27 protein-coding genes and 1 other RNA gene are annotated in these 26095 nt (G+C 70.0%); 17 read left to right on the top strand and 11 right to left on the bottom strand.

Annotated features, from left to right (window positions below; translation table 11 throughout):
* Positions 1 to 18 precede the first annotated feature (18 nt).
* Positions 19 to 741, bottom strand: a complete 723-nt coding sequence (locus P0Y52_13090; GenBank protein WEK57460.1) for a 3-deoxy-manno-octulosonate cytidylyltransferase — start codon at positions 739 to 741, stop codon at positions 19 to 21.
* 146 nt (positions 742 to 887) lie between these two features.
* Between P0Y52_13090 and P0Y52_13085 the strand changes: the two genes are divergently transcribed.
* On the top strand, positions 888 to 1559 hold the full coding sequence (locus tag P0Y52_13085; GenBank protein WEK57459.1) for a cytochrome c family protein: 672 nt from the start codon (positions 888 to 890) through the stop codon (positions 1557 to 1559).
* Between the two features lie 252 nt (positions 1560 to 1811).
* Here P0Y52_13085 and P0Y52_13080 read toward each other — a convergent pair whose 3' ends face one another.
* Together P0Y52_13080 and P0Y52_13075 are read right to left on the bottom strand one after the other, a co-directional pair.
* Entirely contained in the window at positions 1812 to 2615 is an 804-nt protein-coding gene (locus P0Y52_13080) for an NlpC/P60 family protein (GenBank protein WEK57458.1), read from the bottom strand.
* A gap of 79 nt (positions 2616 to 2694) precedes the next feature.
* Positions 2695 to 4080 carry a leucyl aminopeptidase family protein gene (locus P0Y52_13075; GenBank protein ID WEK57457.1) on the bottom strand — a complete coding sequence of 462 codons (1386 nt, stop codon included), beginning with the start codon at positions 4078 to 4080 and terminating at the stop codon, positions 2695 to 2697.
* A 94-nt stretch (positions 4081 to 4174) separates the two neighbouring features.
* Here P0Y52_13075 and P0Y52_13070 point away from each other — a divergent pair, with 94 nt between their 5' ends.
* Positions 4175 to 5023: a tetratricopeptide repeat protein gene (locus P0Y52_13070; GenBank protein ID WEK57456.1), complete on the top strand. Its 849-nt coding sequence runs from the start codon at positions 4175 to 4177 to the stop codon at positions 5021 to 5023.
* An 8-nt stretch (positions 5024 to 5031) separates the two neighbouring features.
* Here P0Y52_13070 and nudC read toward each other — a convergent pair whose 3' ends face one another.
* Positions 5032 to 5955, bottom strand: coding sequence for an NAD(+) diphosphatase (nudC, locus tag P0Y52_13065; protein WEK57455.1), 924 nt, complete (start codon positions 5953 to 5955; stop codon positions 5032 to 5034).
* Between the two features lie 86 nt (positions 5956 to 6041).
* On the opposite strand from nudC, the gene ffs reads away from it, so the two are divergent.
* Positions 6042 to 6135, top strand: an RNA gene (gene ffs / locus P0Y52_13060) — signal recognition particle sRNA small type.
* A gap of 29 nt (positions 6136 to 6164) precedes the next feature.
* Here the strand turns inward: ffs and P0Y52_13055 are convergent.
* The gene (locus P0Y52_13055) at positions 6165 to 6770 is read right to left on the bottom strand and encodes a hypothetical protein (GenBank protein WEK57454.1); all 606 of its coding nucleotides are present in this window, start codon (positions 6768 to 6770) and stop codon (positions 6165 to 6167) included.
* A 160-nt stretch (positions 6771 to 6930) separates the two neighbouring features.
* Between P0Y52_13055 and P0Y52_13050 the strand changes: the two genes are divergently transcribed.
* Complete coding sequence (locus tag P0Y52_13050; protein WEK57453.1) at positions 6931 to 7332, top strand: DUF3597 domain-containing protein; 402 nt, start codon at positions 6931 to 6933, stop codon at positions 7330 to 7332.
* A 56-nt stretch (positions 7333 to 7388) separates the two neighbouring features.
* A complete protein-coding gene (locus tag P0Y52_13045) occupies positions 7389 to 9254 on the top strand; it encodes a DNA polymerase III subunit gamma/tau (GenBank protein ID WEK57452.1) in 1866 nt (621 codons plus the stop codon).
* 18 nt (positions 9255 to 9272) lie between these two features.
* Here P0Y52_13045 and P0Y52_13040 read toward each other — a convergent pair whose 3' ends face one another.
* Complete coding sequence (locus P0Y52_13040) at positions 9273 to 9887, bottom strand: malonic semialdehyde reductase (protein ID WEK57451.1); 615 nt, start codon at positions 9885 to 9887, stop codon at positions 9273 to 9275.
* Between the two features lie 162 nt (positions 9888 to 10049).
* Between P0Y52_13040 and P0Y52_13035 the strand changes: the two genes are divergently transcribed.
* The 7 genes from P0Y52_13035 (at position 10050) to P0Y52_13005 (ending at position 15252) form a co-directional block, all read left to right on the top strand.
* The gene (locus P0Y52_13035; GenBank protein WEK57450.1) at positions 10050 to 10379 is read left to right on the top strand and encodes a YbaB/EbfC family nucleoid-associated protein; all 330 of its coding nucleotides are present in this window, start codon (positions 10050 to 10052) and stop codon (positions 10377 to 10379) included.
* A complete protein-coding gene (gene recR, locus P0Y52_13030; protein ID WEK57449.1) occupies positions 10379 to 10981 on the top strand; it encodes a recombination mediator RecR in 603 nt (200 codons plus the stop codon). Before P0Y52_13035 ends, recR begins: the two co-directional genes overlap by 1 nt.
* A 247-nt stretch (positions 10982 to 11228) precedes the next feature.
* Entirely contained in the window at positions 11229 to 12446 is a 1218-nt protein-coding gene (locus P0Y52_13025; protein WEK57448.1) for a DNA recombination protein RmuC, read from the top strand.
* Positions 12447 to 12524: 78 nt separating this feature from the next.
* Complete coding sequence (locus P0Y52_13020) at positions 12525 to 12983, top strand: hypothetical protein (GenBank protein WEK57447.1); 459 nt, start codon at positions 12525 to 12527, stop codon at positions 12981 to 12983.
* Between the two features lie 10 nt (positions 12984 to 12993).
* Positions 12994 to 13188: a helix-turn-helix transcriptional regulator gene (locus tag P0Y52_13015; GenBank protein WEK57446.1), complete on the top strand. Its 195-nt coding sequence runs from the start codon at positions 12994 to 12996 to the stop codon at positions 13186 to 13188.
* A gap of 46 nt (positions 13189 to 13234) precedes the next feature.
* Positions 13235 to 14182: a TraB/GumN family protein gene (locus tag P0Y52_13010; protein ID WEK57445.1), complete on the top strand. Its 948-nt coding sequence runs from the start codon at positions 13235 to 13237 to the stop codon at positions 14180 to 14182.
* 26 nt (positions 14183 to 14208) lie between these two features.
* Positions 14209 to 15252 carry a helix-turn-helix transcriptional regulator gene (locus P0Y52_13005; GenBank protein ID WEK57444.1) on the top strand — a complete coding sequence of 348 codons (1044 nt, stop codon included), beginning with the start codon at positions 14209 to 14211 and terminating at the stop codon, positions 15250 to 15252.
* Positions 15253 to 15254: 2 nt separating this feature from the next.
* Here P0Y52_13005 and P0Y52_13000 read toward each other — a convergent pair whose 3' ends face one another.
* Positions 15255 to 16217 carry an alpha/beta hydrolase gene (locus P0Y52_13000; GenBank protein ID WEK57443.1) on the bottom strand — a complete coding sequence of 321 codons (963 nt, stop codon included), beginning with the start codon at positions 16215 to 16217 and terminating at the stop codon, positions 15255 to 15257.
* A 271-nt stretch (positions 16218 to 16488) separates the two neighbouring features.
* Here P0Y52_13000 and P0Y52_12995 point away from each other — a divergent pair, with 271 nt between their 5' ends.
* The 5 genes from P0Y52_12995 to hisC all read left to right on the top strand — a co-directional run bounded on the left by P0Y52_12995 (position 16489) and on the right by hisC (position 23066).
* Complete coding sequence (locus P0Y52_12995; protein WEK59500.1) at positions 16489 to 19164, top strand: ATP-dependent DNA helicase; 2676 nt, start codon at positions 16489 to 16491, stop codon at positions 19162 to 19164.
* 194 nt (positions 19165 to 19358) lie between these two features.
* On the top strand, positions 19359 to 19832 hold the full coding sequence (gene ybaK, locus P0Y52_12990; GenBank protein ID WEK57442.1) for a Cys-tRNA(Pro) deacylase: 474 nt from the start codon (positions 19359 to 19361) through the stop codon (positions 19830 to 19832).
* Positions 19833 to 20181: 349 nt separating this feature from the next.
* The gene (locus P0Y52_12985) at positions 20182 to 21258 is read left to right on the top strand and encodes a DUF2125 domain-containing protein (protein ID WEK57441.1); all 1077 of its coding nucleotides are present in this window, start codon (positions 20182 to 20184) and stop codon (positions 21256 to 21258) included.
* A complete protein-coding gene (locus P0Y52_12980; protein WEK57440.1) occupies positions 21258 to 21938 on the top strand; it encodes a hypothetical protein in 681 nt (226 codons plus the stop codon). The genes P0Y52_12985 and P0Y52_12980 overlap by 1 nt, the downstream gene beginning before the upstream one ends.
* A 24-nt stretch (positions 21939 to 21962) precedes the next feature.
* On the top strand, positions 21963 to 23066 hold the full coding sequence (gene hisC, locus P0Y52_12975; protein WEK57439.1) for a histidinol-phosphate transaminase: 1104 nt from the start codon (positions 21963 to 21965) through the stop codon (positions 23064 to 23066).
* 39 nt (positions 23067 to 23105) lie between these two features.
* On the opposite strand, the gene P0Y52_12970 is transcribed toward hisC, so the two are convergent.
* The 4 genes from P0Y52_12970 to P0Y52_12955 are packed head-to-tail and all read right to left on the bottom strand — an operon-like array spanning position 23106 to position 26066.
* Positions 23106 to 23819 (bottom strand): lysophospholipid acyltransferase family protein, encoded by a 714-nt coding sequence (locus P0Y52_12970; protein ID WEK57438.1) that lies wholly within the window; start codon positions 23817 to 23819, stop codon positions 23106 to 23108.
* A gap of 4 nt (positions 23820 to 23823) precedes the next feature.
* Complete coding sequence (locus tag P0Y52_12965; protein ID WEK57437.1) at positions 23824 to 24453, bottom strand: YdcF family protein; 630 nt, start codon at positions 24451 to 24453, stop codon at positions 23824 to 23826.
* A gap of 9 nt (positions 24454 to 24462) precedes the next feature.
* Positions 24463 to 25344, bottom strand: coding sequence for an ABC transporter permease (locus tag P0Y52_12960; protein WEK57436.1), 882 nt, complete (start codon positions 25342 to 25344; stop codon positions 24463 to 24465).
* The gene (locus tag P0Y52_12955; protein WEK57435.1) at positions 25341 to 26066 is read right to left on the bottom strand and encodes an ATP-binding cassette domain-containing protein; all 726 of its coding nucleotides are present in this window, start codon (positions 26064 to 26066) and stop codon (positions 25341 to 25343) included. The genes P0Y52_12960 and P0Y52_12955 overlap by 4 nt, the downstream gene beginning before the upstream one ends.
* Between the last annotated feature and the right edge of the window lie 29 nt (positions 26067 to 26095).

The following is a 26095-nucleotide window of genomic DNA, read 5'->3' as shown; positions in this document are numbered from 1 at the left end:
ATAGGCGTTTGAGGCCGGTCAGGCCAGAGCCCGCGCCGCCTCCAGATCCGCCGGATTGTCGACTGACAGCGGGGCTTCGTCGATCACCGAGGCCCAGATCTGCAGCCCCATCTCAAGCGCCCGCAGTTGTTCCAACTTTTCGCGCCTCTCCAGCGGCGACGGCGGGGCGGCGCAAAAGCGCATCAGGGCCTCGCGGCGATAGCCGTAGATGCCGACGTGGCGCCAGATGGGGCCGTCGCCATAGAGGGTCGAACGGGTGAAATAGAGGGCGCGGCCGCTGGTCTCGCCTTCCGGCAGGGCCAGGACGGCCTTGACCACGTCAGGGTTGGTGCGGTCCGACGTCTCGGCCTCGGTCGCCACCAGGGTCGCGATGTCGCAGGCTGATTCGCGGCCCAGCAGATCGGCGCAGGCGCGCGCCAGATCGGGCGAGGCGAAGGGCATGTCGCCCTGAATGTTGATGATGATGTCGTGGGCGCCGTCAGGATCGACAGCCTCGACCGCCGCGCGGATGCGGTCCGAGCCGCTGGGCAGGTCGGGATCGGTCAGGACAGCCAGGCCGCCGGCCCCCTCGACCGCCGCGACGATCTCGGGATCGCCTGCCGCCACGGCGACGCGGAAGCCGGACCGGGCGGCCTGTTCCCAGGCCCGCACGATCATCGGCTTGCCGCCGATATCGGCCAGGGGCTTGTCGGGCAAACGGGTCGCCGCCATGCGAGCGGGTATCATTATCAGGGGATTCATCGACTTGACGACGTCCTGTGTCGCCCGGAAGCGTCCGGGCCGGTTGCGAAGGTCGCGCTAGCGTGTAAGAGACGCCCACGCAAGAATATGCCTGACACCGCTTCCGTGGTGGGGGGGCTCATTAGATACGGGAAGCGACGACGCGCATGAGCGGCGATCTGAAGTGGAACAAGATTATGGGCGCGTGCCTGGGCACCGCCTTTGTCATCCTGGTGGTCCAGCAAGTTTCGGGCATGGTCTATCACACCAAGCAGCCTGAAAAGATGGGCTACTTCGTGGACGCGCCGGAAGAATCCGCGGGCGCCGAGCCGGCCGCCTTGCCGATCGACTGGGGCACGGTCCTGCCGACCGCCGACCTGGCCGCTGGTGAAGCCGCCTTCGCGCGCTGCCAGGCCTGCCACGACGCCCACAACGGCGGCGCCGACAAGATCGGTCCGAACCTGTACGGCGTCATCGGCGGCCCGGTCATGCACCGCGCCGGCTTCGCCTATTCGGACGCTATGGCCAAGCACAAGGCCGAGGCCCCGACCTGGGGCTATGACCAGATCGACGCCTTCCTGACCGCGCCGGGCCGTTACGTCCCGGGCACCAAGATGTCCTTCGCCGGCATCCGCGACGAGAAGACCCGCATCAACCTGATCGCCTGGCTGCGCACGCAGGGCTCGGGCGGCTTCGCCATCCCGGCCTCGGACCCGGCCCGCCAACCGGGCGCCGCTGCGGCCCCGGCGGCTGACGGCGCGGCTCCGGCTGACGCCGCCGCCGCTCCGGCGGAAGGCGCAGCTGCGGCTGAAGCGCCTGCGGCGGCCCCCGCCGCCTAAGGGCGACGACCGTCGACTGATTGGGAAAAGGCGGCCTTCGGGTCGCCTTTTCTGCGTTTGGGAACCTCTGATCCTCCCCCGTGAAACGGGGGAGGGGGACCGCGTAGCGGTGGAGGGGGCGGCCACAACTGCAACCTTGGACACCTTGGAAGCGCCCCGCGTTCACCGTGATCCGGCGCGCTTTGCTCTCGCCCCCTCCACCATACTGCGTATGGTCCCCCTCCCCCCGCTGCGCAGGGGAGGATTGAGAACTTAGATCCGCCGGAAGACGGCCGATGCGAAGCCCTCGCCGGTCAGCCGGGTCTCGACCTCGGCCAGGGCTTCGATGACCACGCCGCCGCGCACGCCGGTCGCGTGGATGACCTGATCGGCGTCGACCATGATGGCCGAATGGCCGGTCCAGTCGTGGTCGCGGTTCGGCGCCATCCAGACGACGAGGTCGCCGCGCTGGGCGGCGTCTCGCGCGATGGGACGCCCCAGATCGGCCTGGGCGTCGGAGCGGCGCGGGCCGGGCAGACCGCAGGCCAGCAGGGCCTGTTGCACCAGGCCCGAACAATCGGTCTCGAACGAGGAGCGGGCGCCCAGGGCGTGCGGGCGGCCCAGCAGGCGTTCGGCCACGGCGACCGGCTCGCGCTCGAAATCGCCGACGGGTTGAAGATCAGCCTCGCTCAGTCCTTCGGCAGCCTCGCCCACCAGGGCGTTCAGCGGCAGGGCGGCGGTGACGGAGGCCACGCGGCGGCGGGCCAGGGGCGCGCCGGGGGACAGGGCGTCGAGGGCCACCCAGCCGACCACGCCGTCGCGACGCGCGCGGCCCCAGACGCGGTCGCCTTGACGATGCAGAACGTCAAAGGCCTCGCCGTACAACAGTTGATCCGTGCGCTGCTCGGTGTCCGACACGATGTCCGCGACCGGAACCCGGCAATGCATGGCCTCGGTCCGGCGATAGGCCTCGGCCCGCATCAGACCTTCCAGCGCCTGTTCAGCCAGCACGACGCGATCCCCGTCCCGAAGGATCAGGGGCGCGCCGGGCGGGATCAGGTCGAGGGCGTCGGACAAACAGGAACTCGGCGGGTGTTCACACGGGTGAACCGCTGTTTGTAAACGCCGAAGCCAAATCGGGCGTTAACAGCCTTGGCTATTTGGCGAATCGGTCGCGCAGATAGCGATAGCAGGCGCGCAGGGCCTGAGCCTCGCCGCCTTCAGGATGGCCGGGACGGGCGCGCGGGTTCCAGGCGAAGATGTCCATGTGGGCCCACGACCCCGTGGTCGGCGCGAACTTTTGCAGGAAGAGGGCCGCCGTCACCGATCCGGCCTGGGCCCAGGCCGCGGAATCATTTCTGACATCGGCGATCTCGCTCTCCAGCGAGGCGCGATAGCCGGCCCACAAAGGCATCCGCCACAGGGGATCGCCCACCGCCCGCCCGGCGCTGAGGATGCCCTCGGCCAGGGCCTCGTCGTCGGTATAGAGGGGCGGAAGTTCGGGGCCGAGCGCCATGCGCGCCGCCCCGGTCAGGGTGGCGAAGTCCAGCGTCAGATCGGGGTTGTGCTCGCTGGCCCGCGTCAGGACATCAGCCAGGATCAGGCGGCCCTCCGCGTCGGTGTTGCCGATCTCGATGGTCAGGCCCTTGCGGCTCGACAGAATATCGCCGGGACGGAAGGCGTCGGCGGACACCGCATTTTCGACGGCGGCGACCAGCACCACCAGTCGCACGGGCAGATCGGCCTGCATGATCAGACGGCCCAGCGCGAGCGCATGGGCCGAACCGCCCATGTCCTTCTTCATGTTGCGCATCCCGGCGGCGGGCTTGAGGTCCAGACCGCCGGTGTCGAACACCACCCCCTTGCCGACCAGAGCCACCAGCGGCAGGTCCGTCTGATCCAGCTTCCAGCCGATCTCCAGCACGCGCGGCGCGCGGTGCGGGGCGGCGGCGCGACCGACGGCGTGAACGGCGGGGTAGTTATCCTCCAGCAGGGCGTCGCCGGTGGTGACGGTCAGGGTCGCGCCCGAGCCTTGCGCGATCTCGCGGGCGATGGTCTCGATCTGCAGCGGCCCCATGTCGGCGGCGGGGGTGTCGACCATCTCGCGGGCCAGGGCGGCGGCGGCGGCGATGTTCAGGGTCTCGGTCAGGTCGAGGCCCGCCGGCCCCACCAGCCGGGCGCGCCCCCGCTCGGGTCGGGCCTTGTAGCGGTCGAACAGATAGCCGCCGAGGGCGAAGGCCAATGCCGCCTGCTGGGCCGCCTCGCCCTCGACGCCGTCGAGACGCCAGTCGCCGGCGGGCAGACGGGTCGGCAGCGACCGCGCGCTCATCGGCTCAAAGGTCTCGCCCGCGCCGAACAGGACCTCAGACGCCGCGCCGTCGTCGCCGGGGACGATCAGCAGCTGGCCCGCCTTGCCGCTGAAGCCGTTGGCCTCGGCCCAGGCCGCCGACTTGCCGGTCAGGGTCTGCCCCTGCGGGACCACGCGCACCGGGCGGGCGCTGTCGGAAGCGGCGATCAGCAGGTCGGAGTGTGCGACGGACATGGGGCGAGCCTTTCCGGCCCTTAAAGGCCGATTAACCAAACCTTGACCCGGAGGCGCGACGCTGTGGCCGCAGGAAACCGTCCGGACCCTCTCCATGTCGCGCACCGCCGCCGCCGCCGCAACCATGACGCTGGCTCTTATGAGCCTGTCGGGCGCCGTTCAGGCCCAGACCGCCGCCCCCGCAGCGGCGTCGGCCCCTGCGCGCCAGGCCGCCGACGCCGCGACGCGCGCCAGCTATGACCGCGCCGACGCCCTCAGCCGCTCGGTCTTCTGGTCGCAGCAGCAACAGATCAATCCGATGGACCCGGTCGCCGGGGTCAAGACGGCCCAGGCCCTGCGTGAACTCGGCCAGTTCGATCAGGCCGCCGAGACGGCGCAAGCCGTGCTGACCATTCAGCCCGCCAATGTCGAGGCCATGCTGGAAGTCGGCCGCGCCCACATTGCGCGCGGTCAGGCCTTCTACGGCATCGCCGCGCTGGAGCAGGCCAAGGCCGCCGCGCCGCGCGACTGGCGCCCCCTGTCGCTGCTGGGCGTGGCCTATCAGCAGGTGCGGCGTCCCGACGACGCCAAGACCGCGTGGACCGAGGCCCTGCGCCTGTCTCCCGACAACCCCGATGTCCTGACCAACGCCGCCATCGCCCGCATGGGGGAGGGCGACGCGCCTTCGGCCGAAATCCTGTTGCGTCGCGCCGCCGCCCAGCCGGGCGCCACGATGAAGGTGCGCCAGAACCTGGCCCTGTCGCTGGGCCTGCAAGGCAAGACCGCCGAGGCCGAACAGATCCTGCGCCGCGACCTGCCGCCCGAGGTGGCCGACGCCAACCTGCGCTGGCTGGCCGAGCGCACGGCGGCGGCATCGGCTTCGGCTTCGGCTTCGGCAGGGGTGGTGGTCCCGGTCGCCGACACGGGCACGGCTCGCACCTGGTCGTCGCTCCAGGGCGGCTGAGGAAGGGCTTACGCCGCCTCGTTGGCCCAGGTCTCCAGCAACCGCCGGGCAATGGCGAACGGCGGCGGCGCATGGATCGTCCCATGCGTGCCCGCCAACACCGCCCGGCACTCGGCCCGCGTCAGCCAGGCCACGGCTTCCAGCTCGGTCTGATCGGGGGCGGCGTCCTCGGTCGTGACCTCGGCGATCAGGCCGATCATCAGTTGCGCCGGGAAGGGCCAGGGCTGGCTGGAGTGATAGGCCACGCTCGACACCGTCAGCCCCGCCTCCTCCATCACCTCGCGGGCGCAGGCCTCCTCGATGGATTCGCCGGGCTCCATGAAGCCGGCCAGGGCCGACATCCGGCCCTCGGGCCAGGCGGCCTGACGCCCCAGCAGGCAGCGCGGTTCGGCGCCGCCCTTATAGACCGGCAGCATGATGACGACCGGATCGACGCGCGGGAAATGCTCGACCCCGCAGGCTGCGCAGACCCGCCGCCAGCCGCCCGAGGCCTGATCCGTGGCCTTGCCGCAGGCGGCGCAGAAGCCGTGACGGCGACGCCAGTCGAACAGGCTCTTGGCCGTGCCGGCGATGGCGACATCGGCTTCCGGCAGGGCGGCGGCGGCCGCGCGCATCTCGAGAAACTGACCCAGGCCGCCGGCGGGACCGCTGGTCGGGTCGATCGAACCCTCGAACTCGATGGCGAAGACCGGCGCCCCCTTCCAAAGGCCCAGGAAGATGTCGCGGTCGGGGACCAGATCACGGCCGTGGCCCAGCGACAGCCAGACCAGCCGCTGCCCGCCCTCATGATCCTCGACCAGGGGCCGCCCCTCCCACAGCACCATGGCCAGGGCCTCGGGATTGGCTTCCTGCTCGCCCAGCCAGGCGGCGTCGTTGCGAAGGTCGCCCGAGCGGTCGAGCGGATTGCCGGAGAAGACGTTGGTATGGGGCATGGCGCTTCATACCCCCGACAAGACGACGCGGGGAGGGGTCTTGCTTAGACCTCTTGATTCCGACGCCGCCACCCGTCATATCCCTCCTCGGAGATCGCGGGCGAAGGCTTCGCCAACCTGGTCAGGGCCGGAAGGCAGCAGCCACAACGAATTCACCTTTGGGTCGCGGTCTCCACCTTTTCCCTCCCAAGTCGATATCCCCAGCCGGCTTAAAGAGCCGGTCGAATTGCGCCGAGGACCAGGCCGGCCATGTCGTCCTGTGCGATGATGTAGAGAGCGTAGAGCTTTCGTTTTCGAACCGCCTCGACTAGGTTGTTGTCCTCGATATCGATGAGGGCGGCTTCAGACACGAAGGCGCCGGACCGGCGCGAAAACAGCCAAAAAGTCATGTCGTCGCGGGTGATGGGCGAAAAACCCAGGCGGGTCGTCATGTCCCGATTGAGCGTTTGGCTGTCGGCCTCCGGCGAAATCAGTCCGCAGAAATCGAGTCTGAGTCCATCGATCTCCATGATGGCCTTTCCGTCGCCCCAGCCGGTCATCAGCACTTCGATCGGCCCGATGGGGGCGCCGGCCTTCAACTTGTTCGGGTCGAAGTTGATGTAGGCGGCCGGGTCCCGAAAATCCTCGCCCATGTCGTCGGCGACCTCGGCAGGCATCTTGAACCATCCGCCAGTCTCGGCGGCGGCCGCGACGGCCGGGGGCTCGCCATTGGTGCTCAGGCAGACGTCGACAAACGACTGGATCGGCTCGGCCGTCGCCGGGCCGGCGATCAGCGAGGCCGCGGCGATAAGGCTTGTGATGGTTTTGTTCTTCACGGTCGTCCCCCCGGTTAGCGATCGATGTGATCGTAGCAGGGACGCTTCACTGAACAATGGTCGTTTAACGGCTTCGCGGTTCTTGGCGGCGTCTCGCAAGCGTCGCGGAACCGGAATCGCCCTGACCCGCTGAAAGGTCTTCACTTTCAGGAGCAGGCGAATGAGCGTTCTCGGGTCCATCCTCGGCGGCATCTTCAAGAAGAAGAAGGAAGAGGCGGCTCCCGCCGCCCCAGCGGCGCCCGCGCCGACCGCGACGCCTGTCCAGCCCCAGGTCACGGCGGCCGCCGCCACCGCGCCCCAACCCGCGCCCGAGGTCGATGTCGCCGGCATCCTCGACTTCATGAACGACCAGAAGGCGCAGAAGCTGAACTGGCGCACCTCCATCGTCGATCTGATGAAGCTGGTCGGGCTGGAATCCTCGCTGGCCGAGCGCAAGGAACTGGCCGACGAGCTGGGCTATACCGGCGACAAGTCCGACAGCGCCTCGATGAACATCTGGCTGCACGCCCAGGTGATTCAGAAGATCCGTGACAACGGCGGCCGTCTGCCCACCGATCTCTGAGCTCCGTCTCTCGCGAGGGGGTGCGCGACCGCGCCCTCTCGCGCTAAGACAGGATCATGAGCGACGTCGATCCGAGTCTTGATGGCCCTCCCTGGGAGGAGGACGTTCCCGAGCGGGACGAGAACACCGACGACATGTTCGGCGCGCCTGCTGCTGCGCCTGAACCTGTAGCGGCGCCCGTCGCCGCGCCCGCTCCGACGCCTGCCACCGCGCCCGCCAAGGCCGAGCCCTTTGCGGACGAGCCCGCCGACGACGGCGCCTACAAGGTTCTGGCGCGCAAATACCGCCCGCGCACCTTCGAGGACCTGATCGGCCAGGAGGCCATGGTCAGGACCCTGACCAACGCCTTCGCTACGGGCCGCATCGCCCACGCCTTCATGCTGACCGGGGTGCGGGGCGTCGGCAAGACGACGACCGCCCGCCTGCTGGCCCGCGCCCTGAACAACGAAACCGACGTCATCGACAAGCCGTCGCTGAGCCTGACGGCGCACGGTCGTCACGACGCCTCGATCATGGCCGGCCAGCACATGGACGTCATGGAGATGGACGCCGCCTCGCACACGGGCGTCAACGATATCCGCGACATCCTCGAGAGCGTCCGCTACGCCCCGGTCGAGGCTCGCTACAAGGTCTATGTCCTCGACGAGGTCCATATGCTGTCGACGCAGGCGTTCAACGCCCTGCTGAAGACGCTGGAAGAACCGCCGCCCCACGCCAAATTCATCTTCGCCACCACCGAGATCCGCAAGGTTCCGGTGACGATCCTCAGCCGCTGCCAGCGCTTCGACCTGCGTCGCGTCGAGCCCGAGGTCCTGGTCGGCCATCTGGGCCGCATCGCCGAACGCGAGGGCATGAAGATCGAGCAGGAGGCGCTGGCGCTGATTTCGCGCGCGGCCGAAGGCTCGGTCCGCGACGGCCTCAGCCTGCTGGACCAGGCCCTGGTTCAGGCCGAGAGCGGCGCGACGGTGCAGACCGCGACCGTGCGCGACATGCTGGGCCTGGCCGACCGGACCCAGACCATCGCCCTGTTCGAATCCGTCATGGCTGGGCGCACGGCCGAGGCGTTGGAGAATTTCCGCACCCTTTACGGCTATGGCGCCGATCCGGTGCAGGTGACGAACGACCTGCTGGAGCATTGCCACGCGGCCTCGGTCGCCAAGATGCTGGGCCCGAACGCCACCCGCCTGCCCAATGATCAGGCGCAGAAACTCGCCGCCATGGGCGCGGCGATTTCCGCCGGGACCCTGTCGCGCACCTGGCAGATGCTGCTCAAGGCGCTGGATGAGGTGCGGCGGGCGCCGAACCCGGCGGATGCGGTGGAAATGGCCCTCGTGCGTCTGGCCTACGCCGCTGACCTGCCGGGACCGGAAGAGGCGCTGAAGGCCATCCAGTCGGGCGGAACCCTGCCGGGCGGCGGCGCGGGCGGTCCGCGCGGCGGCGGCTCTGGAGGCGGCGGGGGCGCCTCGGCCATGCTGGCGCCGCGGCCCATGGCCCAGCCGGCCTTGCCTGATCCCCAGACCTTCGAGGCCGTGGTCGCCCTGATCGGGGAAAAGCGTGAAATCACGCTGCAGATGGACGTCGAACGCTATGTCCGGCCGGTGTCGTTCAAGCCGGGCGCCATCGTCTATGAGCCCGCCCAGGGCTCGCCGGTCGATCTGGCGCGGCGTCTGGCCTCGCGGCTCAAGGAATGGACCGGCCGCACCTGGCTGATCGCCGCCAACGGCCAGGGCGGCGGCGAGACCCTGATCGAGGTCGAGAAAAAGGCCCGCTCCGCCCGCCGTGCGGCGGTCGAGGCGGACCCCTTCGTGGTGTCCATCATGCAGGCCTTCCCCGGCGCCGAGATCAAGGACATCAAGACCCTGGCGCCGGCGGTGGAAATGCCCGCCATCCCTGAGGATGACGAGGCGGGCGAGGACGACTGATCGCCCTCGCCGCTGCGCTTACAGAATCTGCGCGGCTTCCTCGAAGTCGAGGCGGGGCGAGCGCGGGAACAGGTTTTCGTCCGTGCCGTAGCCCAGGTTCATGATGAAGTTCGGCTCGACCTTGCTGTCGGGGAAGAACTCCGCCTTCACGCCGGCGGCGTCAAAGCCCGACATCGGACCGACGTCCAGACCCAGGGCGCGCGCGGCGATGGTCAGATAGCCGCCTTGCAGCGAGGCGTTGCGGAAGGCGGCTTCGCGGCGACCGGCCTCGTCCAGGAACCAGTCGCGGGCGCCCGGCGCGTGCGGGAACAGCTTGCCCAGCGTCTCATGGAAATCGATGTCCTGAGCGATGATCAGGTTGACCGGGGCCGCCAGTGTCTTGGCGCGGTTGCCCTCGCTCATGTGGATCGACAGGCGGGCCTTGGCTTCGGGCGAGGTGATGAAGACGAAACGGGCGGGCGTGGCGTTGACCGCGGTCGGGCCGAACTTGGTCAGGTCGTAGAGTTTGCGGATCAGGTCTTCGGACACGGGCCGGTCGCTCCAGCCGTTGCGCGTGCGCGCCTCGGTGAACAGCTGGGCCAGAACGGTGTCGGACACCGGCAGGTCGCGGGCGGAAAGAGCGTCGTAAGCCATGGGCGGAACCTCCTGAACAATAATTAGCAACTTCTATGGTTGCTATTTGGCCTTTCCGACGGTCAGGTCAAGCCTGGCCGGCGCAAAAAATCTCGCCTCCGAGGACGGGGCTTGTTTCTCGGGGGTCTGTCGCGGCGTGGCGGATCACCCTATCTAGGGCTTATGAAAGACCTCAACGCCCTGATGCAACAGGCCCAGGCCATGCAGCAAAAGCTGCAGGACGCCCAGGCCAAGATGGCCGAAACCACCGCCGAGGGCACCTCGGGCGGCGGCCTTGTCACCATCGCCCTGAAAGGCCCCGGCGAGATCACCGCGGTGAAGATCGACGACAGCCTGATGGCCCCCGGCGAGGGTGAAATCCTGGCCGACCTGATCGTCGCCGCCCACGCCGACGCCAAGCGCAAGCTGGACGAGGTCAACAGCGCCCTGATGCGCGAGGCCGCCGGCCCCATGGCCGGGATGAACATTCCGGGGATGCCGAAACTCTTCTGATGGCCGCCTCCGCCGGACCGGAAATCGAACGCCTGATCAGTCTGCTGGCCAAGCTGCCGGGCATGGGGCCGCGCTCGGCCCGGCGCGCGGCCCTGGCCCTGCTGAAGCGGCGCGAGCAACTGCTGGTCCCGCTGGCGGCGTCACTGGCTGAAACCGCCGAGAAGGTGGTCAACTGCTCGGTCTGCGCCGCGCCCGACACCCGCAATCCCTGTTCCATCTGCTCCGACAACGCCCGCGGCAACGCCCTGATCTGCGTCGTCGAGGAGGCCGGCGCCCTGTGGGCCATGGAGCGGTCCGGCGCCTTTCGCGGCAAGTATCATGTGCTGGGCGGCCTGCTGTCGGCCCTGGACGGCGTCGGCCCCGAACAGTTGCGCATCGCCGAACTGATCGGCCGGGCAAAAGGCGGCGAAGCGCGCGAGGTCGTGCTGGCCCTGCCCGCCACCGTCGACGGCCAGACCACGGCGCATTACCTGGCCGAACGCCTGTCGGCGGCAGGCGTCGAAGTCACCAGTCTGGCGCGCGGCGTCCCCGTCGGCGGCGAACTGGACTGGCTGGATGACGGCACCATCATCCAGGCCCTGCGAGCGCGACGCCCCGCTTAACATTTCCCTCTCCCGATGGGAGAGGGCTTGAGCCTCGGAGAGCCGAAGGCGATCCGCCAGGCGAAAGGGTGAGGGCCCACCCTGTCAGTCGGCGTAAGCCGTCGCGTAGCGACCTTCGGTCAACTTCACCCGCGAACCCTCACCCTTTGGCGCAAGCACGATCGCTGCCGCTCTCGTGCGCTCAAGCCCTCTCCCATCGGGAGAGGGGCGACTTTCAACCGCCCGCGACTCCGGCTAGGAACGGAGCATGAACACGCTCGAACTCATCCTGCTGATCGTCGCCGTGGCCGCTGTCGCCGGCTTCTTCTGGGCCTTCATGGGCTGGCAGAAGGCCAAGGGGGCGCTCGACGCCGCCGACGCCCGACTGGAGCTGATGGAGGAGAGCCGTGATTCCATGGCCGAGTTCCTCAAGGCCCAGGCCTCGCAGTCGGCCGAGGCCGTGGCGAGCAAGCTGGTGGCCCGCGCCACCGAGACCTTCCAGGCCCAGGACCGCGTCGCCCGCGAACGCATGGAGGCCCAGCTCAAGCCGGTCTCCGATACCCTGGCCAAGTTCCAGGAACACGTCGCCGCCCTGGAGAAGACCCGCGCCGAGGACACGGGCGGGCTGAAGGAGCAACTGGCCGCCCTGATGACCGCCTCGACCGCCACCCGCGACGAAGCGCGCCGTCTGACCGAGGCCCTGAAGGGCAACACCGGCCGTCGCGGCCGCTGGGGCGAGCAGACCTGCCGCAACGTGCTGGAGGCCGCCGGCATGGCCGGGCGCTTCGACTTCGAGGAGCAGAACTCCTCGGCCAATGACGAGGGCCGTCAGCAGCGCCCGGACTTCATCGTCAAACTGCCCGGCGGCGGCATGTTCGTCATCGACGCCAAGGTGTCGCTGGCCTTCGCCGACGAGGCGGACGGCGACGAGGAAGCGCAAGGGCGCGCCATGTCGGCCCGCACCGCCGCCAGCATGAAGACCCACGTGCGCCAGCTGTCGTCCAAGGCCTATCAGGACCAGTTCAAGCCCAGCCCCGACTTCGTCGCCATGTTCGTGCCCGGCGACGCCTTCCTGTCCGCCGCCCTGGACCACGAGCCCAACCTGATGACGGACGCCATGGCCTCGCGCGTGGTCATCGTCACGCCCACCACCCTGTTCGCCCTGTGCAAGGCGGTCGCCTATGGCTGGCGCGCCGAGGAGCAGGCCAAGAACGCCGAGGACGTCGCCAAGCTGGGCAAGGAGCTCTACAAGCGCCTGTCGGTCATGGGCGGCCACGCCGCCTCGGTCGGTCGGGCGCTGGAAACCGCCGTCGGCAAGTACAACCAGTTCGTCGGCTCGCTGGAGAGCCAGGTCATGGTCTCGGCCCGCCGCTTCGAGGACCTGCAGGTCGATCACGAGGGCAAGGACCTGCCCGAACTTCCCGCCGTCGAACAGTCGCCGCGCACCCTCAGCCGCCCCGAACTGCTGAACGCCCCGGCGGATTAAGCCGCCGCTGGTCTGACAACCACGCTTGACGATCGCTGCCTGTAATGTAAAACGTCCTTGTCAGATCGGGAGGGCGTCGTGGCCGGCAAGCGTAAACTCATTCTCCAGTCAGCGGTCGCGCTGGCTCTGTTCCTTGTGGCGATCTTTGTCACTGGCGGGGTCATCGGCTATCTGAGCGCCAGCGACCAGGACGTGCTGGCCAGTCCGGTCGCCCTGACGGTGATCTGCATCTTCGCCGGTTTCAGCATGCTGATCGCCATGTGGATCAGCTTGAAGTGGATGCGCTCGATCGATGAGGCGGCTCAGGAGGCGCACAAATGGGCCTGGTTCTGGGGCGGGTCCAGCGGCATGGCCGTGGGCGGCGTCTTCGTCATTCTCGCCTCCCTGCCCCAGGCGGCGACCCTCAATATTCCCGCCTGGTATTCCGATCGCGCCGACCCGGCCGCCTATGCCGCCACCGGCGCCTTCGCCATGCTGACGCTGATGCTGATCGGTTACGGCGTCGCCTGGGTCTGGTGGTGGTGGGCGCGTCGATGAGGGGGGCGGCATGAACAACCGTCTCAAGGTCCTGCGCGCCGAACGCGACTGGAGCCAGGCTCACCTGGCGACCGAGCTCGGCGTCTCGCGCCAGACCGTCAATGCGCTCGAGACGGGGCGCTACGACCCCTCCCTGCCCTTGGCCTTCAAGATCGCCCGCCTGTTCGCCCTGCCGATCGAAGCCATCTTCTCGGACGAGGAATAGCCCTCGCCGCTGTTCGCTTGATCCGCCGCCTGAAAGGATGTCCGCCATGCCCATCGCCCGACTGACCGCCTGCGTCCGCGCGACCTTGACCCTCGGCTGCGCCCTGTCGGCCTTGCTGCTGGCGCCGTCCACGATGGCCCAGACGCCGGAGGCGGCGCCTGTCGCCGTCACAGCGGCGCCCAGCGGTTCCGGCCCCGCCCTCTGGGTGATCCGGGACGCGGATTCCACCCTCTACCTGTTCGGCACGGTTCATGTGCTGAAGCCCGAGACGCCCTGGGGCACGGCCCGCGTGGATCGAGCCTTCGCCAGCGCCGATGAATACTGGTTCGAGATTGCGGACCTGAACAATCAGGACGGCGTCATTCCCCTGATCCAGGCCAAGGGGATTTCGCCTGACCGCCCCCTGTCCAGCCTCCTGACCGCCGACGAACTGGCCGACCTGGACGCCGCCGCCCGCACCGTCGGCGCCACGGCGGCGCAACTGGACCCGCTGCGCCCCTGGCTGGCCAGCCTGCAACTGGCGCTCGCCTCGATCCAGAAAGCCGGCTATGTCGCGACCAACGGCGGCGACCAGATCCTGCATGCCCGCGCCGCCGCCGCCGGCAAGCCGATCAGGGGCTTCGAGACGGCGCCCCAGCAGATCGGCTTCATCGCCGACATGTCCGAAGACGCCCAACTGGCCATGCTGCGTTCGAGCCTGAAGGAGTTCGATCAGGCCGAGGCCATGCTGGGGCGGATGGTGAGCGCCTGGTCCACCGGCGACGTGGAAGGGATCGACGCCCTGATCGGCCAGGAGATGAAGGCGGAATCGCCGGAAATGTACGCCGTCATGCTGACACGCCGGAACGAGGCCTGGGCCAATCAGATCCAGACCCTTCTCGCCGGCTCAGGCACAGCCTTCATCTCGGTCGGCGCCGGCCATCTGGCGGGCGCCGACAGCCTGCAGGCGAAGCTGGCGCAGCGCGGTATCACCGCCGCCCGCGTCGTCGACTAGGCCTGTTGGTTCGAGGGTAGGGCGCCATGGCCTCGAATTCGATTTCCTGGGCGGTTTCAACCCAGACCGTGCCTGACGCCTTCGAACGCTACGTCTATGGCATGGCCGACTTTTACGAGGTCTCCGGCGTCAGCGACCATGACCGGCTGAACTTCTACAACGAGACCCGCACCACCGTGGTCGACGCCGGCGCCATCGGCTATGGGCGGTCCGTTTGTCAGACCCTGTCGCGAAGCCCCGCGACCCTGCGCCGCTCGGACGTGGACGGCCTCAACCTGTCGGTGCATCAGGCGGCGGTGGTCGGCGACGCCGACGGCCGGTCGGTCCGCGCCGCGCCTGGCGCCGTTCAGCTGCGCGATCTGTCGCTTCCGGGAAACTCCCGGCTTGAGAGGGTCGACGTCATCGCCCTGATCGCGCCGCGCGCGGCTGTGCCGGCCTGTCTGCTGGGGCGACAGGCCCACGGCGCGGTCATCGCGCCGGATGCGCCGGGCGCGCGCCTGCTGACCGCCCACCTGACCAGTCTGGACGCCCTGGCCGCCACCCTGACGGACGACGAGGTCGAGGCCGCGATCCAGGCCCTGCTGCTGGTCGCGGCGCGGATGACGGGGTTTGCCGTAACGCTGGCGCCGTCCGAGGTCACAGCCCTGCAACGCTCGGTCCGGCGTCAGGCCAAGGGCTTCATCGAAACCCGTCTGACGGCGGGAGACGCCGCAATCACCAGCGACGCCGTGGCCAAGGCGGCGGGCGTGTCGCGCGCCTCCCTCTATCGCGCCTTTGACGAGGACGGCGGGGTCACGCGCTATATTCAGGACCGGCGGCTGCATCACGCCCGGCGCGCCCTGCGACAGAGAAGCGGCCCCGCGCCCACCATCGCCGACATCGCCTACGCCTACGGCTTCGCCTCGGCCTCGCATTTCAGCCGCCAGTTCCGGGCGCGCTTTGGCTATTCCCCCTCAGACGTCGAGCCGCTGTCGCCGCCGCGCGACGTCTCCCTGTCGGACGGACCCATTCGCCACGAAGTGCTGGTGCAGTGGCTCAAGTCCCTGCCGGACGGGCCTGATGTGGCCTAGGTTCAGCTCAGCCCGCTGATGAAGGCGATCAGCGCCGCATTGACCGCGTCCGCCCGCTCCTGTTGCAGCCAGTGGCCGGCGCCGGGCAGGATCACCTGGCCGCGTAGGCTCGTCAGCCAGTCCTTCTGCCCCGCCTCGTGCGGACCGGCGTAGTGGCGGACGGGGTCTCGGTCGCCGACCATGAAGAGGGCGGGCTGGGCAATCTTCTGGCCTTGCAGGAAGGCGGTCAGGCGCCAGTTGCGGTCGAGACAACGATACCAGTCCAGCGGTCCCTTGAAGCCTGACCCGCTGAAGGCGGCGACGTATTCCTCGAAGTGCGCCGCGCTCATCCACGGCGGCAGGGCCGCGTCGTCGGCGATGCTGTCCAGCAGGGACACGCCCTCGGGCATGAAGCCGGTCGACTGGTCGGCCGGTGCGGTGGCGCCGTCATAGGCCCAGAACATCTTCCTCAGCGCCGTCGCTGGATCGGCGTCCAGCGCCACATGGGCCTCCGGCGACTGGAAGCGGTTGATGTAGAGGTCGCCCAGCCCCGCCCGTTTGGTGATGGCCGCCATCGCCGCGGTCGGCGGTCCCTTGGGCCGGCGCGGCTGGAAGGGCACCGACAGGCCGGCCACGGCGCGGAACACATCCGGCCGCATCAGGGCGCAGTGCCAGGCGACCGCCGACCCCCAGTCGTGACCGACGACTACGGCCTGATCCTCCCCCAGCGCCGGCACCAGATCGACCATGTCCCCGACCAGATGCAGGATCGTGTGTTCCTCTGCATCGGCGGGTTTGTCGGTCCCGCCATAGCCGCGCATGTCGGGGGCTACGGCGTGGAAACCGGCTTCGGCCAGGGCCTGAACCTGCGCCCGCCAGCTGATCCCCAGTTCGGGAAAGCCGTGCAGCAGCAGGACCAGCGGGCCTGTTCCGGCCTCCAGCACCTGTTGCGTCAGGCCGTCGGTGGCGATGCGGCGGGTCTGCATGGGCGGTCCTCCCTTTGAACCGAGCCTATCGCGTTTTCGGCCTCTGGCGAGAGGGGCGAACGTTCCCGTTCCGTTTCGCGGCGCAGAGCGCTATGGATCGGGCGTGACCGACGTCTCCGCTCCCTCCACCGTCCAGCCCGCGACTCAGCCTTGGGCCGAGCTGCCGCCTGCCCTGGCCACCCCGCCGGGCGCGGGCGCCGTGTGCGACGCGACGGGCGCGAGGAAGATCGGGCGCGGCGCGGCCGAGGGCGTCTTCACCGGCGGCCCCGTCATGGTCGCCCACGCCAGCCTGACCGCCCGTCGCCTGGGCCTCAGTCCGCCGCCGCGCTCGACCGACATGCTGGACGTGCTGGAGCTCTACGCCTTCGTGCGCCCCGCCAGGTTCTGCGCGCCCTCGCCGTCGGGCCTGGCCCTCGCCCTGGGCCGCTCCGAGCCCAAGGGGGCCGAGGCTCAGGCCCAGGCCCTGCGCGACGCCGCCGCCGACCTGCTGAATGAACTGACCGACCCGGCCTATCCGGGCCGCGAGGACGCCTTCACCCTGGCCGGGACGCTGGACCGGGCAGGCTGGTCCTGGGGCGCGCGCGTGCTGGCCGCGCTTCAGGCGGGTCCCTTGCGCGACCGGCGCGAGCGCGGCGCCGGTCTGGACGTCTGGTCCCGCCTCGCCGAGTGGGAGGACGAGGCCCCGCGCGGCGAGGCCGGCTCCGCCCCCGTCGATTCTGAAAGCGCCCGCATCCGTCTGGACAAGCTGCTGCAGGCCTCGGGTCTGGACGAAACCCGGCCCGCCCAGTCCGACTACGCCGCCGAGGCCGCCTACGCCTTTTCCCCCCGCAACGAGGAGGGCCGTCCGCGCGTCCTGCTGGCCGAGGCCGGCACCGGCACCGGCAAGACCCTGGGCTATCTGGCCCCCGCCAGCCTGTGGGCCGAGCGCAACTCGGGGGCGGCCTGGGTCTCGACCTATACCCGCGCCCTGCAACGCCAGATCGACCGCGAAAGCCGCGCCCTGTGGCCGGACGAGGCCGAGCGCCGCAAGAAGACGGTGGTGCGCAAGGGCCGCGAAAACTACCTCTGCCTGCTGAACCTGCAGGACATGATGCAGGCCGCCCAACTGGGCAACGGCGACCTGATCGGCATGGGGCTGGCCAGCCGCTGGGCCGCGCACAGCCGCGACGGCGACATGACCGGCGGCGACTATCCCGGCTGGCTGCCCGGCCTGTTCGCCGCCGCCCCCAGCCATCAGGCCAGCCCGGCCAATCTGGTCGACCGGCGCGGCGAATGCGTCCACGCGGCCTGTCCGCATTACCGTCTGTGCTTCGTCGAGAAGACCATCCGCGCCAGTCGCCGCGCCGATCTGGTCGTGGCCAACCACGCCCTGGTCATGACCCAGGCCGCCTTCGACGGCGCCCGCTCGGCGCGCGGCCAGAAGCAGGACGGCGAGACGGCGGCGCTGAAACGCATCGTCTTCGACGAGGGCCACCACCTGTTCGACGCCGCCGACAGCGCCTTTTCCGCCGCCCTCTCGGGTCAGGAAGCCGCCGAGTTGCGCCGCTGGATCCGCGGCCCCGAGGGACGCGGCCGTCGCGGGCGCGGGCTGGAACAGCGTCTGGGCGACCTGTGCGCCGACAACGAGGCCGCGGCCAAGGCCCTGAAGGACGCCATGATCGCCGCCGCCGCCCTGCCCGGCGAGGGGGTGTCGGGCCGCATCGCGCCGGCGTCCGGCGAGATCAATCCCATCGGCCCGATCGAGGCCTTCCTCGTCGCCGCCCTGGAGCAACTTCGCGCCCGCAGTCAGGAAACCGGCGGGACCGAGTTCGGCATGGAGTGCGCCCTGCGCCCGGCCACCGAGCCGGTGCTGGAGGCCGCCCGCGCCGCCGCCCGCGCCATCGCCGCCGTCGAGGCGCCCCTGCTGGCCCTGTCGCGCCACCTTGAGGACATTCTGGATGAGGAGGCCGCCGAGTTGGACGGCGCCGCCCGCGCCCGCATCGAGGGCGCCTTGCGCGGCATGGACCGGCGCGCGCGCATGACCTTGCCGGGCTGGCGCTCCATGCTGGCGGCGCTCGAAGAAGGCGGCGACGAACCCGATCCCGATTTCGTGGACTGGCTCAGCGCCGAGGCCGCCTTTGGCCGCATCCACGACGTGGCCCTGCGCCGCCACTGGATCGACCCGACCGTGCCGCTGGAAGCCGCCGTCATTATGCCGGCCCACGGCGTGCTGATCACCTCCGCTACCCTGTCGGACCCGGCGGCCGAGGACCCGTTTTCTCTGGCCCGGATGCGCAGCGGCGCGGCCCGCCTGATCGAACCGGCGCGGACGCTGAAGGTGGACAGCCCCTTCGACTATGCCGCCAACAGCCGCATCATCGTCGTCAACGACCTGATGAAGGACGACCCGCGCCAGATCGCGGCGGCCATGCGCGAACTCTTCCTGGCGGCGGGCGGCGGGGGGCTCGGCCTCTTCACCGCCATCCGCCGGCTGAAGACCGTCTATGAGCGGCTGGGGCCGGATCTCGCCAAGGCGGGCGTCCCTCTCTACGCCCAGCACGTCGATCCGCTGGAGGTTGGAGCCCTGGTCGACGTCTTCCGCGCCGAACAGGACTCCTGCCTGCTGGGCACGGACGCCGTGCGCGACGGGGTGGACGTGCCGGGGCGGTCCTTGCGCGTGCTCGCCTTTGACCGTGTGCCCTGGCCGCGTCCTGACTTGCTGCACAAGGCGCGGCGTGAGCGCTTCGGCGGCAAGACTTATGACGACGCCCTGGCGCGCGGCCGCATCGCCCAGGCCTTTGGCCGCCTGATCCGCCGCGCCGACGACAAGGGCGTCTTCCTGATGCTGGACGCCGCCTGTCCGACCCGCCTGTTCGCCGGCCTGCCGCCCGGAACCGAGGTCCAGCGCATGGGCCTGGCCGAGGCGGTGGAGCTGACGAAGAGCTTCCTGAACCCCGAAGCGGGCTGAAGCCTCCGCTTCTCTTCCCTTCGTCATCCTCCGGCGAGCGGAGCGAGACCGGGGGACCCAGCGGCGCCGAAGGCGATCTTTTCTGTGTGGGCGGTGCGTTTCCCCCTCCGGGCGCCGCTGGGTCCCCCGGTCTTCGCCGCTGCGCGGCTTGCCGGAGGATGACGAAAGATTGGTGCGGGGCTATGCATCGAGCCATGTCCAAGACCACCCCCGCCACCCTCGCCCTGACCAAGGCCGGGGTCGCCTTCGAGCTCTTCCCCTACGACTACGATCCCGACGCGCCGCGCGTGGGACTTCAGGCGGCCGAGGCCCTGGGCTGGGCGCCGGAGCAGGTGTTCAAGACCCTGATGACCCTGGTGGACGCCAAGCCCGCCTGCGTCATCGTCCCGTCCGACTGCGAGGTCAGCATGAAGAAGCTGGCGGCCGCCCTCGGGGCCAAGTCGGCCCAGATGATGAAGCCCGCCGACGCCGAGCGCCTGACCGGCTACAAGGTCGGGGGCGTCAGTCCTTTCGGGCAGAGGAAGGCCGTCCCGACCGTGATGGACGAGACCGCCATCCTGTTCGAGCGCATCCTGATCAACGGCGGCCAGCGCGGCCTGCTGCTGGGCCTGGCGCCGGACGAGGCGGCGCGCGCGGCGGGCGCGAACCTGGTCGATCTGACGGCCTGATTCTGCTGAAGATTATTTTTCGTCCAGCAGCGCCGGCATAGACGCAAAGGGCGTTTCAGGGTCGCCGCCGCCGATCTGCTCGCCCTGGCGCCGGGCTGCGGCACACTGTTCAGCCATCGAAACAGCCGCGCCGGACCGCCCCATGAGCCTCTTTCGCCCGTTGATCGCCGCGATCCTCCCCCGCGCCGCGGGGGCGGATTGAGCGTCCGACCCGCTTCGCCCATTGCACGAATTGCACTGTTTTTTCTCTTGCACCGTACAAGTGCAATCCGACCGGCGGCTTCCCCGCCTTGATCCTTGGTCCTGCCTCAGTCCTTGGGCTAAGTGAGGCCGCGCCCCCGGAGACCCCATGACCGACGCCCCCGCCGCCCCGATCGACGCCCCCATCCGCCACAGCCGCAAGGGACTGATCGTCCCCTTCGCCATCGTCTTCGTCGGCCTGACCCTGTGGACCGGCTGGTGGTTCTTCCTGACCCAGCAGATCGAACAAAAGCTTGAGGGCCGCATCGCCCGGCTGGAGCAGTCGGGCTGGACCGTGAAGCACGCCGGCCTGACCACGACCGGCTGGCCGCTGCGGGCGCGGGTGGCGATGAAGCACGTCGATGTCGTCGCCCCCTCGGGCCATGCCGTCGCCGCGCCCGAGATCGTGGCCGAGGCCAACGCCTACAACCCGACCAAGTGGGTCATCGCCGCGCCGGACGGTCTGGTCCTGACGCGCGGGGCCAAGGGCAAGGTGGCGATCCGCGCCGAGATGATCCGCATGAGCCTGCACGGCCTGACCCAGCGCTGGCCCAATGTCGTGGTCGAGCTGGCCAAGCCGGTCTTCACCGCCCTGCCGGAGGCCGAGCCCTTCCCCCTGGCCAAGGCGGGTCTGGTCCAGTTCTACATGCGGCCCCACGTGGCCGGCTCGAACACGCCGACCGACGACGTCGATGTCCTGTTTCGTCTGGTCGACGGCGAGGGCCGCCCCAATGGTCCGGTCGAGGGCCTGACCCAGTCAGGCAAGCTGAACGCCCAGGTCGAGGCCGTGATCGAGAAGGCCAGCGCGCTGAAGGGCGCCGACGCGCAAGGGTTGCTGTCCGCCTGGACCGCCGCCGGGGGCCGCTTCATCGACATGAAGGGCCAGCTTGAGGCGGGCGAAAGCCGCACCTTCCTGTCCAGCCCGGCCCTGTCGGCGGACGACAAGGGGCAGCTTCAAGGCGAAGTCTTCCTGCGCGCCGAGAAGCCTCTGGCCGCCATCGTCGGTCTGGCCGGGGCTACTCAGGGCGGGGCCGTGGACCGCGCCGCCGCCGCGCGCGCCGCCGCCGCCACGCCGCAGGGCGGCGCCGGCGATCAGGGTCAGGCCGTCGATCTGACGCTGAACTTCAAGGGCGGGCGCACCTATCTGGGGCCCTTCGCCCTGTCCCCCGCACCCCAGCTGTTCTGATGCTGGTCGAACCGCCCGAGGATGCTGAGCGTCTGGCGCTGGACCGCGCCCTGATCGCAGCGGCCCGCGCCCGGATCGTCGCCGGGGCGAGGGGCTCCGCTGACGCTGACGCCATCGCCCTGCGCGACCTGCTGCGCGACATCCCCGTGGCTGAGCGTCCGGCCCTGCGCGCTGTGCTGGGCCGCATCGAGGCGGCGACCGGGCCGGCGCTGGCGACCTGCGGGCCGCTGGCGCAAGCCCTGGCCGCCGACCGCTGGGGCCTGATCGCTCGCCCCGTCGCCGAGCCGGATCAGGCGCTGCTGACGGCTCGCCAGGGCGGGCGCGCCCTGATCGACCTCGGCTCTCGCCCCTGGTGGGGTCGACTGCTGGCCTTGCCCATGCTCAAGGTCGTCGCCGCCCTGCCGGACGACGCCGCCGGTTCGCCCCGCGCCCTGCTGGTCTCGACCGAGGTCCCCGGCCCGACCGGCGACGACCGCACCTTCTGGGTCACGGACAGCGCCGCTCCCGACGCCCGCATCGTCGCGGCCCTGAGCGAAGCGGGCCTGATCGCCAGCCCTCTGGCGGCGGGCGGCGGCTTGAAGCTGTTCGTTCTGACAGGCTATGTGCAGGCCGAGGACGGGCGGCTGATCGACGCCCCCGGCCAGATGAGCGGCGTCATCGGCGCCGCCCCCGTTTACTGACCACGGACTTCGAGGATAACGCCCATGACCGACGCGCCCAAAGCTGCGCCCGCCCCCAAGCCCGGCATCCTCGACATCGCCCCCTATGTGGGCGGCAAGGGCGCCATCGCCGGCTTCGCTGAGCCGATGAAGCTGTCCTCCAACGAGAACGCCCTCGGCGCGGGCGAGAAGGCGCGTGAGGCCTATGCCGCCGCGCTGAAGAACATCCATGTCTATCCCGACGGCCGCGCCGGCAAGCTGCGCGACGCGGTCGCCGCCCATCACGGTCTGGAGGGCGAGCGTCTGATCTTCGGCAACGGCTCGGACGAGGTCTTCGCCCTGCTGAACCAGACCTATCTGCAGCCCGGCGACAATATCGTCACCGGCCAGTACGGCTTCCTCGCCTACCGCATCTCGGCCCTGGCCTGCAGCGCCGAGGTCAAGCTGGCGCCCGAGCCGAACATGAAGGCCGAGGTCGATGCCCTCCTCGAACAGGTCGATGAGCGGACTCGCATCGTCTATGTCTCCAATCCGTCGAACCCGACCGGCAGCTGGAACTCGGGCGAGGAGATCCGTCGCCTGCACGCCGCCCTGCCGGCCCGCATCATCCTGGTGGTCGACGAGGCCTATGCCGAGTTCGTGGTCGAGCCGGAGTGGGAGACCGCCTTCGGTCTGGCCCGCGACGCCGCCAACATCGTCGTCACCCGCACCTTCTCCAAGATCCACGGCCTCGGCGGCCTGCGCATCGGTTTCGGCTACGCCCCGCTGGCGGTGGCCGAGGCCATTGACCGCATCCGACTGCCCTTCAACGTCTCGGTGCCGGGCCTCGACGCCGCCACCGCCGCCCTGGCCGACGAGGCGCATCAGAAGGCCTCGCGCGACCTGGTGCTGGACTGGCGTCCGCGCCTGACCCAGGCCATCCGCGGCTTCGGCTTCGAGGTCTTCCCCTCGGCGGGCAACTTCATCCTGATCCGCTTCCCTGACCAGAAGCGCAACGCCGCCGCCGCCAGCGACTACCTGAACTCCAGGGGCATCATCGTGCGTCCGGTCGGCGGCTACGGCCTGCCAGACTGCGTCCGCATCACCATCGGGACGGAAGATCAGAACCGCGCCGTCATCGACGCCCTCAGCGAGTTCGCGGCCAGCTGATGCAGCTGATTCCTGACGCCGGCTCCCAGGGGCTGAGCGTCAGGGCTTCGGCGTCAGCAGGGCGGTGGAGGCGGTCTCGATGCGGTTCTCCAGCTCGGCCATGAACTCGGCGCGCTTCAGGCCCGCCGGGATGGGCGGCAGGAATTCGAAGACGATGGTGCCGGGATAGCGGCGGAAGCCGTGGGCCGGCCAGTGGACGCCCGAGTTGGTGGCGATCGGCCAGCAGGGGCTGTTCAGGTCGCGGTACAGGGCGGCGATGCCGGGCTTGTAGTCGGGCGCGGCGCCGATCTCGCCCCGCGTGCCCTCGGGGAAGATCAGGATCTGGCGGCCCTCGGCGTGACGGGCGCGCGCCTGGCGCACCATGTCCTTCAGCGCCTTGGCATGGGCCGAGCGGTCCACGGCGATCATCTTCGTCTTCCAGGCGAACCAGCCGAAGAAGGGCAGGACCATCAGCTCTTTCTTCATGATGAAGCAGGTGTCGTCGAGGAAGGCGAACGGGGCGATGACGTCCAGCATGCCCTGATGCTTGCAGGCCAGCAGGGCCGCGCCCGTCGGCCGATGCTCCAGCCCGCGCACCTCGACCTTGACCCCGGCGATCCAGCGCAGGCCGAACAGGACGAACCGCGACCAGGCCTTGATGACCCAGACGGCGGCGCTGTGCGGCATCAGCAGGGCCGGCGACAGGCCGACGGCGAAGATCACCATCGACAGATAGAGCCAAGCGACGAAGATCAGGGAGCGGAGGGTGGTCATGGGGTCAGGCGGCCTCGGGCTGGGTCTGCGGCGCGGATCGTTCCGGGTGATGGCCCCTGATGCGGTGCATCCCCTCGCGGCCCAGCACGGCCAGGTATTTCATGTATTCCAGCGTCATCCGCCGGGCGGTGACGGCGGCTCGCCACCAGCGCGAGTTGTCCAGCGACGGGGTCGAGACGGCGTAGGGCGTCAGCTTGACCCCGGGCGCGGCGCCCCGGATTTCCAGCAGGCTGCGGGGCATGTGGTAGTCGGAGGTGACGACGATCAGGCTGTCATAGTGTTTGGAGCGCGCCCAGGCGGCGATCTCCTGAGCGTTGCCGACGGTGTTCTCGGCCTCGAAACCCAGGTCCACGCAGCAGTTGAACAGCTTGGTCGAACCCGGCGTCAGGGCGCGCAGCTCCTGACGGCGCACGTCGCGGTTGACGCCCGAGATCAGCACCCGGCGGCCCTTGTCCTGTTCCAGCAGACGGATGGCCGCGTTGACGCGCTCGGCCGAGGGGCCGGTCAGGGCGACAATGGCGTCGGCGCGCGCGGGCTCAGGCGCCGGCGTCAGGCCGCGCACGCGCTCGGCGAAGGCGAACAACCCCACCAGCCACATCAGCGCCACCACGGCGATCAGCGTCAGGAACTTCATGATGCTTAACTAGCTAGGTGCGCCCAGCTTCGCCAGCGCCGTGAAGCGGGCGGCGGCCAGAGCGACGCCAAAGGCCAGCAGCGGGCAGGCGATCAGGATCAGCAGGTCGGAAAAGGCGAGCGGCAGGGCCGGGGTCAGCCCGCCCTCGCCGCCGACCAGCCGCAGCAGGGCCAGCAGCAGGGCCGCGACGCTCGCGCCCAGCGCGCCGGCGGTGGCCGCCAGCCCGCCGAAACGCCGCTGGAACAGGCCGGCGACATAGCCGTCGGACGCCCCGTTCAGGCTCAGGGTCTCGATCACGCTCGCCTGCGCGGCCATGCCGGCGCGGGTGGCGTAGGCGATGGCCGCCGCCGTGGCCGCCGCGATCAGCAGGAAGGCGGCGCCGGCCAGGGCTGTGATGACCCCCGCCGAGCGCTCGACCTCGCCGCGCCACAGGCTGTGGTCGTCGACGCTGGCGTCCAGCCCGGCCTCGGCCAGGGCGCGGCTGAGCGTCGGGGCGCTGGCCGGGTTCTTCGGATCCAGCCGCACCGTGACCAGATAGGGCAGGGGCAGGTCGGGCAGGGCCGCCTCGCCGACCCAGGGCCGCAGCAGGGCCTCGGCGGCCTTGCGATCCATGGCCTCCGCCTCGGCCACGCCTTTGACCCCGGCCAGAGTCTCGGCGGCGCGGGCGGCGGCGGTGGCGCCGGTCTCGTCCACGCGCGGACGCACCTGGACCGTGGCCTCGGCGCGCAGCTGGCGCGCCCAGCCGTGGGCGGCCCGGTCGGCGGCCACGGCGCCGACGGCGGTGATGGAGGCCAGGAAGCAGAGGACGGCGATGACCACGATCAGCCAGCGCTCGCCGCCCGCTTCGCGTGACAGCAGGGCGGGGCCGCGAGTGAACAGGGCGCGGATCATGCGGCCTCTCCCGCCACGGTCATCTGGCTCAGATGGCCGTTCTCCAGCCGCAGGACGCTGGCCCCGACGCGTTCGGCCATGGCCTCGTCGTGGCTGGCGATCAGGACGGTGGCGCCCAGCCTGTTCAGCGACTGGAACAGCCGCATCAGCTTGTCGCCCATGGCCCGGTCGACGCTGCCGGTCGGTTCGTCGGCCAGGATCAGGCGGGGGCGGGTGATGACGGCGCGGGCGATGGCCAGCCTCTGCTTCTCGCCGCCGGACAGGGCCGGGGGCAGGGCGTCCATCCGCTGGCCCAGACCGACCCAGCGCAGCATCTCGGCCACGTCGGCGGCGTGATCGGCGGGCTTGCCCCCCGCCAGGGTCAGGGGCAGGGCCGCGTTTTCAAAGGCGGTCAGGTGGTCCAGCAGGCGGAAATCCTGAAACACCACCCCCATGCGCCGCCGAAAGGCGGGCACGCCGCCACGCGGCAGGTCGGTGACGTTGCGCCCGAACAGACTGATTCGCCCCGTCTGAGGGCGCTCGGCCAGGGTCAGCAGACGCAAAAGCGAAGACTTGCCCGCGCCGGAGGGTCCGGTAAGGAAGTGGAAAGAGCCCTGCGTCAGACTAAGGTTAACGTCGCGCAGGACGTCGGGCCTGTCCGCATAGCCGAAACCCACGCCCCGCAGGCGGACGGTGTCGGGCGCGGAATCAGGGTCGGCAGCGCGTCGGGTCGAGTTTGGCATCAGATTTCGTATTTGGACCGGGGCGTTGC

Source organism: Candidatus Brevundimonas phytovorans (assembly GCA_029203145.1).
Lineage (GTDB): Bacteria > Pseudomonadota > Alphaproteobacteria > Caulobacterales > Caulobacteraceae > Brevundimonas > Brevundimonas phytovorans.
This window is presented reverse-complemented; position numbering and strand designations above follow the sequence as displayed.

Excerpts from the sequence above, each read along its gene's own strand:
- P0Y52_12980 (WEK57440.1), top strand. The coding sequence starts at position 21,258 with ATGCTGGTCGAACCGCCCGAGGATGCTGAGCGTCTGGCGCTGGACCGC.
- P0Y52_13000 (WEK57443.1), bottom strand. The coding sequence starts at position 16,217 with ATGCAGACCCGCCGCATCGCCACCGACGGCCTGACGCAACAGGTGCTG.
- P0Y52_13050 (WEK57453.1), top strand. The coding sequence starts at position 6,931 with ATGAGCGTTCTCGGGTCCATCCTCGGCGGCATCTTCAAGAAGAAGAAG.
- P0Y52_13040 (WEK57451.1), bottom strand. The coding sequence starts at position 9,887 with ATGGCTTACGACGCTCTTTCCGCCCGCGACCTGCCGGTGTCCGACACC.
- P0Y52_13090 (WEK57460.1), bottom strand. The coding sequence starts at position 741 with ATGAATCCCCTGATAATGATACCCGCTCGCATGGCGGCGACCCGTTTG.
- P0Y52_13005 (WEK57444.1), top strand. The coding sequence starts at position 14,209 with ATGGCCTCGAATTCGATTTCCTGGGCGGTTTCAACCCAGACCGTGCCT.
- P0Y52_13070 (WEK57456.1), top strand. The coding sequence starts at position 4,175 with ATGTCGCGCACCGCCGCCGCCGCCGCAACCATGACGCTGGCTCTTATG.
- P0Y52_13045 (WEK57452.1), top strand. The coding sequence starts at position 7,389 with ATGAGCGACGTCGATCCGAGTCTTGATGGCCCTCCCTGGGAGGAGGAC.
- P0Y52_13025 (WEK57448.1), top strand. The coding sequence starts at position 11,229 with ATGAACACGCTCGAACTCATCCTGCTGATCGTCGCCGTGGCCGCTGTC.
- P0Y52_12960 (WEK57436.1), bottom strand. The coding sequence starts at position 25,344 with ATGATCCGCGCCCTGTTCACTCGCGGCCCCGCCCTGCTGTCACGCGAA.
- ybaK (WEK57442.1), top strand. The coding sequence starts at position 19,359 with ATGTCCAAGACCACCCCCGCCACCCTCGCCCTGACCAAGGCCGGGGTC.
- nudC (WEK57455.1), bottom strand. The coding sequence starts at position 5,955 with ATGCCCCATACCAACGTCTTCTCCGGCAATCCGCTCGACCGCTCGGGC.
- P0Y52_12970 (WEK57438.1), bottom strand. The coding sequence starts at position 23,819 with ATGACCACCCTCCGCTCCCTGATCTTCGTCGCTTGGCTCTATCTGTCG.
- P0Y52_13085 (WEK57459.1), top strand. The coding sequence starts at position 888 with ATGAGCGGCGATCTGAAGTGGAACAAGATTATGGGCGCGTGCCTGGGC.
- P0Y52_12985 (WEK57441.1), top strand. The coding sequence starts at position 20,182 with ATGACCGACGCCCCCGCCGCCCCGATCGACGCCCCCATCCGCCACAGC.
- P0Y52_13015 (WEK57446.1), top strand. The coding sequence starts at position 12,994 with ATGAACAACCGTCTCAAGGTCCTGCGCGCCGAACGCGACTGGAGCCAG.
- P0Y52_12965 (WEK57437.1), bottom strand. The coding sequence starts at position 24,453 with ATGAAGTTCCTGACGCTGATCGCCGTGGTGGCGCTGATGTGGCTGGTG.
- recR (WEK57449.1), top strand. The coding sequence starts at position 10,379 with ATGGCCGCCTCCGCCGGACCGGAAATCGAACGCCTGATCAGTCTGCTG.
- P0Y52_12995 (WEK59500.1), top strand. The coding sequence starts at position 16,489 with ATGGTCGCCCACGCCAGCCTGACCGCCCGTCGCCTGGGCCTCAGTCCG.
- P0Y52_12955 (WEK57435.1), bottom strand. The coding sequence starts at position 26,066 with ATGCCAAACTCGACCCGACGCGCTGCCGACCCTGATTCCGCGCCCGAC.
- P0Y52_13035 (WEK57450.1), top strand. The coding sequence starts at position 10,050 with ATGAAAGACCTCAACGCCCTGATGCAACAGGCCCAGGCCATGCAGCAA.
- P0Y52_13075 (WEK57457.1), bottom strand. The coding sequence starts at position 4,080 with ATGTCCGTCGCACACTCCGACCTGCTGATCGCCGCTTCCGACAGCGCC.
- P0Y52_13010 (WEK57445.1), top strand. The coding sequence starts at position 13,235 with ATGCCCATCGCCCGACTGACCGCCTGCGTCCGCGCGACCTTGACCCTC.
- hisC (WEK57439.1), top strand. The coding sequence starts at position 21,963 with ATGACCGACGCGCCCAAAGCTGCGCCCGCCCCCAAGCCCGGCATCCTC.